The organism is Solirhodobacter sp. (genome assembly GCF_964715405.1).
In genome coordinates this window covers 1-4,917 of record NZ_CBAICG010000085.1, presented here as the reverse complement: position 1 = coordinate 4,917, position 4,917 = coordinate 1, and the positions used below count along the sequence as shown (strand labels likewise).

Below are 4,917 nucleotides of genomic sequence, written 5' to 3'. Positions count from 1 at the left end.
GCCGCCGCAACGCAGAAAAAGAAGGGGGGCACACATGCCTTGACCCAAACCTGACGCCTGGAACATAACCACCAAGGTGGGTCAGTTCTCGATGGAAAACCCGGGTCAGTTTTGCGTGAAAATTAACAGCCCAGTGCCTCCATGCGACCGATGAGGCGGCCCTGATCGTGCCGCACCGCCACCAGCGGAGCCGCTACGACAGCATCCTGCCATGTCAGTTTGGGCCAGTCGGGCCGCTCCCAGATGTACATCACGAACTCCGCAAAGTATGCGGTGATTAAATGCGTCAATCTCCGCATCGGCAAGCGTAATCGCCGCATATCATGCGGAGATTGTGGCGCCTATTCTCCGCATCCTGAGGCGGGGCATCCGGGTGGCCAGCGCACGGGGACCAATGGCTCCAAGTCTGTATTTTCGAAACCCCGCGATCTCTCATCAATTTCACAGCCTCGAGCTTGAACTCGTAGCTGAACCTCCATCTATCCATGGAAACCCCGGCTTCGTCGAAACGCTCTATCTCGGTGTCCACGAAATCGGCAGCAGGCCAGTTGGAGCATTTGATCCGCAAGGGCTTGGTGCGGCGGATCGAGTCGCTGAACGCCTATCTGCCGTCGGGCGAAACGGCGCAGGGTCCCGTGGTCTTTGCCATCTGGGACGACTGCGGCCGGGTGCAGCAGCGCGAGGCCGGGGCCGCGGTAGGACAGATCACCGCAGCCTTGGCGAAGGATGGGTTTCACGCCTTTTGGCCTGTGGTTGGCCCATGACAAAAAGATCGCCGCCACCTGCCGCCGCCAGATCGTGGTGGGCGAGGGGATGCTGACCGGGTAGCGCCGAGACGGCCGCGCGCCTGTTCAGCCCTTTCGCAAGAGCAGCATCATGCCGATCAACCCGGCCAGAAGCGTCCCCCACAGGGCGATGGCGATGCGCGTGGCCTTCACGGCGCGACCTTTCTCCCACCAGGTTGCGGGGCGGATGCCCTGAACCAGAAATGTGGCGACGCCGGCCAGATTCACGCAGATCAGGTTGATCAGGAACAGCGACAACGCACCGATGGCCATCGCCACATGCCCGCCGCCCAGCAACAGTCCGAAGGCCGCCAGCGGTGGCAACAACGCCACCGCCACCATCACCCCGATCACCGCCGCCGACGCGCCGGTGGTGAACGCGATGGCCCCTGCCGCGCCCGATGCCAGGGCAATTGCCAGATCGCCCGGCCTCACCCAGGTTCGCGCCGCGATTTCAGACGTTGCCGGGTCCACCCGCAGCATCACGCCGATGACCACCGACACCACCATCGCCGTCGCAATCCCAGCCAGAGCGGTCAGCAACGCTTGCCGCAGCAATGCGAGGTCGCCCAAGGTCGTTGCCAGCGCCAGCGCCATATTCGGCCCGAGCAAGGGTGCAATCACCATCGCCCCGATGATGATGGCCACGCTGTCGTAGTAGAGGCCGACGGTCGCCACGATGGTGGAAAGCACCACCATGGCCAGATAGACGCGCGACAATCGCGCCGCATCCTTGATGTCTTCGTACAACTCCTCACGGCCGATCCGACCGATCGGTTTCTTTTCCGCTGGCGGTTCGGCCAGTCCGACGCCCGCGCTTGGCTCTGCCGCCGGTTTCGACGCGGCCCGCGGTAGCGTCGCTTCGACCGACAGAACGACCGCCCGATGGCCTTCGCCGCTGGTGAAGCGTGTCTCCAATATGTCGAGGATGGTCTCGGACCGTTCGGCGTCCATCAGGATCCGCACCAGCACTTCGCCATCGAGCAGGGGGATCTGCCGGTATTCGATGACCTCGTGCTCCTTGATGAGGTCGCGCAGATCCTCGCCGTCCTGCGAGGCCAACACCATCTCGATCAGTCGTAGCGCCATCGCGGTGTCATCCCTTCCACGTCGGGTCTTGGCGTCTTTGACGGCCTGCAGCAACGTGTCGGGTTTCAGGGCCTCCGGTCAAATCCAATCTTGTCGGTCGGGCATCCCGATCCGCGCTGCGCCGTTCGCGGTTCCGGTGGAGTCAGGGCGAAGGGCGGCCCGAAAGGGGGCCGCCCTCCTGTCGTGGCGCCAAGCCGCCTCAGCGGCGATCCATCGGCCAGACGTCCGCATAGTGGCCGTGGAGGCTGGCCTCATAGGCCCGGTCGATGGTCATCGACGGATCGTAGGGCGGGCTTGCCTTGATCTTCTCGCGGTCGGCTTCGACGTAGACCAGCCGCTCGGTCCAGCGGATCATGTGCACCGAGCGTGGCGAGATCAGGACATGTTGCCCCGGCCACCAGTTGCGGGTCTCGGCAACCAGATAGTGCACGCTCCAGTCGGCGTCCTCGATCAGGAAATCCGAGACGTGGCCGATTTCGCCGTCGGTGGCGTGCACGTGATACCCGGTGACGGCCGCGACGCTGCGCAGATGGGGGTCGTCATCGCCGCGCTTGATGTCGGCGATGATCTCGTCCTGCCGTTGCGGCGATGGGTTCGGGGCCGCCAGCGCGCCGGTGCCGTAGCCGTACATGCCCATGCCGCCGCCCCAGTAGGGGCTCCAGCCATAGTAGCGGTAGATGTCGGCCTCGAAGTGACGCGAGACCGGCAGATCGGTATCGGCCTCGGGGCTCTTTTCGACCTCGGCCTTGGTCAGCTTGACGCGGAACTCGCGTTCCACTGCGTCAGCGTGGCCCAGAACCGAGGGTGGCAGCAGGACCTTGCGGCCCGACAGCCAAGTGCCGGTGTCCACCACCATCCAGCGGATCAGCCAGCTGGCGTCGTCGAACAGGAAGTCGCTGACCGTGCCGATCTGACCGTCAGTGGCCATGATGGCGCAGCCCCTAAGCGCGGATGTCTTCCAAAGCATGTCGTCGTCTCCTCGTCGGGAAAGGGGTGACCCGAAGGACCGTCGACCGGATTGCGGGATCAGCAAGCCGGACCCCCCGGTTCGCGGTCCGGACCGGGGCCTCTATTCAGTCTACCCGTTCTTGTTCCCGCGCGCGCCAACATGGATCAGCCCGTGACCCGCGCGGGATGGTTCACCCGGAGTAGACCTGGCCCAGACGCCCGGTGAACAGCATCCAGATCGCCAGCACGCCCAGCACCACCAGCGCGATGGCGACGATCAGTTCCGCCATCTTGAACGGAAACTCCTTCGGGGCATGTTCGCGCCGGGCCCAGATGAACACGAGGCTGCCGAGCGCGAAGAAGAAGGCGCCGCCCAGCATGTATTCCAGCCCCGCCGCATAGACGAGCCAGAAGCCATAGACCGTGCCGAGGATACTCACGGCCAGCGCCTGCGCCTTGCCGATCCGCGCCTTGGCCGGATACTGGCCGGTCGACATCAGCTTCCACAGGTAGGCGGAGGAACCGATGTAGGCGGGCAGGATCATCACGCCGGTGATCGACAGCATGACGTTCCAGGCGTTGTTGGAAAAGTAGACCAGGATCATCATCACCTGCATCACCGCCGTGGACACCCAGAGCGAGACCGAGGGCGCGCCGTTCGCGTTGGTGGTGGCGAAGACCTTCGGATAGCTGCCGTCCTTCGCCCCCGCCCAGGGCAGTTCGGCGACAAGGATCGTCCAGACCAGCCAGCATGACAGCACCGAGATGATGACGCCCGCGTTGATCAGGTATTCGCCCCATTTGCCGACAAGGCCGCCAAGGATAGGCGCCATCGACGGCGGCGCCAGCGCGCCAAGGGCGGGTTGCGCCATCACGCCGAACGGCAGCACCGAGACGAGGACGTAAACCCCCAGCGTGATCAGGAACCCCAGCAGAGTGGCCCGGCTGACGGTGGTCTGGTCGGACTTGTCCGACATCACCACGGCGCCCTCGAAGCCGATGAAGACCCAGAGCGTGACCAGCATCGTGCTGCGCACCTGCGCCAGCAGGCTGCCGAGCGGTTTGACCGTGGCGGCCGTTGTCGTCGCGGTGGCGGTCAGGTGCGCGTCGACGTTGCCCCAGAAGGCGGCGGTCCACATGCCCGCCTTGGTCATGACCGCCAGCACGGCGATGAAGACGGCGATCGGGATGAACTTGGCCACGGTGCCGATGACGTTCAGCGCCGAGGCGCTCTTGATCCCGCGGAGCACCAGAAAGTTCAGCACCCAGAACACCAGCGAGGCGCCCAGCACCGCCTCCCATGTATTCCCGCCTTTGAAGAGCGGCGGGAAGAAGTAGTTGAGCGTATCCATCAAGAGCACGCCGAAACCGACGTTGCCGAACGCCGACGACAGCCAGTAGCCCCAGGCGATCTGGAACCCCGCGTATTTGCCGAAGCCCTTGGCGGTGTAGGTGTAGATACCCGCCGTCATCTCGGGCTTGATGTCGGCCAGCACCTGGAACGTGCGCGCCAGAAAGAACACGCCGAGGCCCGAAACGAGCCAGGCGATCAGAACGGCGGGCAGACCCGCGCCCTGCGCCATGTTCTGCGGCAGGTTGAACACGCCGCCGCCCACCATCGCGCTGATGACCAGCAGCGTCAGCGCAAAAAGGCCGAGCTTGTGTTGGACGGTCGACGCGGCCGCGGGTTTATTCGGCGTCGAAGCCTGTGTAACGGAGGCCATGATCGTTCCTTTCGGGGGCGGCGGAAGGGGGCAGGTGTTGCGCGTCAGGCATTGATGCACAGAACCCGGTAGCGGCCGTCCTTGACCTCGACACCGTGGATGTCGTGGGCAAAGCCGGGAATCTCGGCGTCGAAAGCCTCCAGCGCCTTGAGGTAGTTCAGCAGCGGGCCATCCGCCGGGCCCGCATTCTCGCCCGGCATCAGCAAGGGGATCCCCGGCGGGTAGGGCACGACGCCGGTGGCGACGGTGCGCCCGGCCATCTGGTCGAGTGTCAGGGACTCGATCTCGTCCCGCACCAGCCGCTCGTAGGCCTGAACCGGGGACATGACCGGCACCGGCAGCATGCCGAACCCTGCGGACAGCAGTTCGGT

Annotated in this window: 6 protein-coding genes; 1 reads left to right on the top strand and 5 read right to left on the bottom strand. The window is 64.8% G+C overall.

Annotated elements, in window-relative coordinates:
• Window positions 1-122 precede the first annotated feature (122 nt).
• Complete coding sequence (locus AC11WY_RS19070; protein ID WP_482928428.1) at window positions 123-251, bottom strand: DUF4172 domain-containing protein; 129 nt, start codon at window positions 249-251, stop codon at window positions 123-125.
• A gap of 234 nt (window positions 252-485) precedes the next feature.
• Between AC11WY_RS19070 and AC11WY_RS19065 the strand changes: the two genes are divergently transcribed.
• Window positions 486-764, top strand: a complete 279-nt coding sequence (locus AC11WY_RS19065) for a hypothetical protein (protein WP_482928426.1) — start codon at window positions 486-488, stop codon at window positions 762-764.
• A gap of 87 nt (window positions 765-851) precedes the next feature.
• Here AC11WY_RS19065 and AC11WY_RS19060 read toward each other — a convergent pair whose 3' ends face one another.
• From AC11WY_RS19060 to AC11WY_RS19045, 4 genes are all read right to left on the bottom strand, one after another.
• Window positions 852-1,928: a TIGR00341 family protein gene (locus tag AC11WY_RS19060; protein WP_482928424.1), complete on the bottom strand. Its 1,077-nt coding sequence runs from the start codon at window positions 1,926-1,928 to the stop codon at window positions 852-854.
• Window positions 1,929-2,073: 145 nt separating this feature from the next.
• Window positions 2,074-2,841, bottom strand: coding sequence for a PRC-barrel domain-containing protein (locus tag AC11WY_RS19055; RefSeq protein ID WP_482928423.1), 768 nt, complete (start codon window positions 2,839-2,841; stop codon window positions 2,074-2,076).
• A 172-nt stretch (window positions 2,842-3,013) separates the two neighbouring features.
• On the bottom strand, window positions 3,014-4,546 hold the full coding sequence (locus AC11WY_RS19050) for a basic amino acid/polyamine antiporter (protein WP_482928421.1): 1,533 nt from the start codon (window positions 4,544-4,546) through the stop codon (window positions 3,014-3,016).
• A gap of 44 nt (window positions 4,547-4,590) precedes the next feature.
• Window positions 4,591-4,917, bottom strand: a 327-nt coding sequence (locus AC11WY_RS19045; RefSeq protein ID WP_482928419.1) for an Orn/Lys/Arg family decarboxylase, incomplete at its 5' end; no start/stop codon positions are given.

What these genes read in the sequence shown, in the direction of transcription:
- AC11WY_RS19070 (WP_482928428.1), bottom strand. Translation starts at nt 251, where the DNA reads ATGTACATCTGGGAGCGGCCCGACTGGCCCAAACTGACATGGCAGGAT.
- AC11WY_RS19065 (WP_482928426.1), top strand. Translation starts at nt 486, where the DNA reads ATGGAAACCCCGGCTTCGTCGAAACGCTCTATCTCGGTGTCCACGAAA.
- AC11WY_RS19055 (WP_482928423.1), bottom strand. Translation starts at nt 2,841, where the DNA reads ATGCTTTGGAAGACATCCGCGCTTAGGGGCTGCGCCATCATGGCCACT.
- AC11WY_RS19050 (WP_482928421.1), bottom strand. Translation starts at nt 4,546, where the DNA reads ATGGCCTCCGTTACACAGGCTTCGACGCCGAATAAACCCGCGGCCGCG.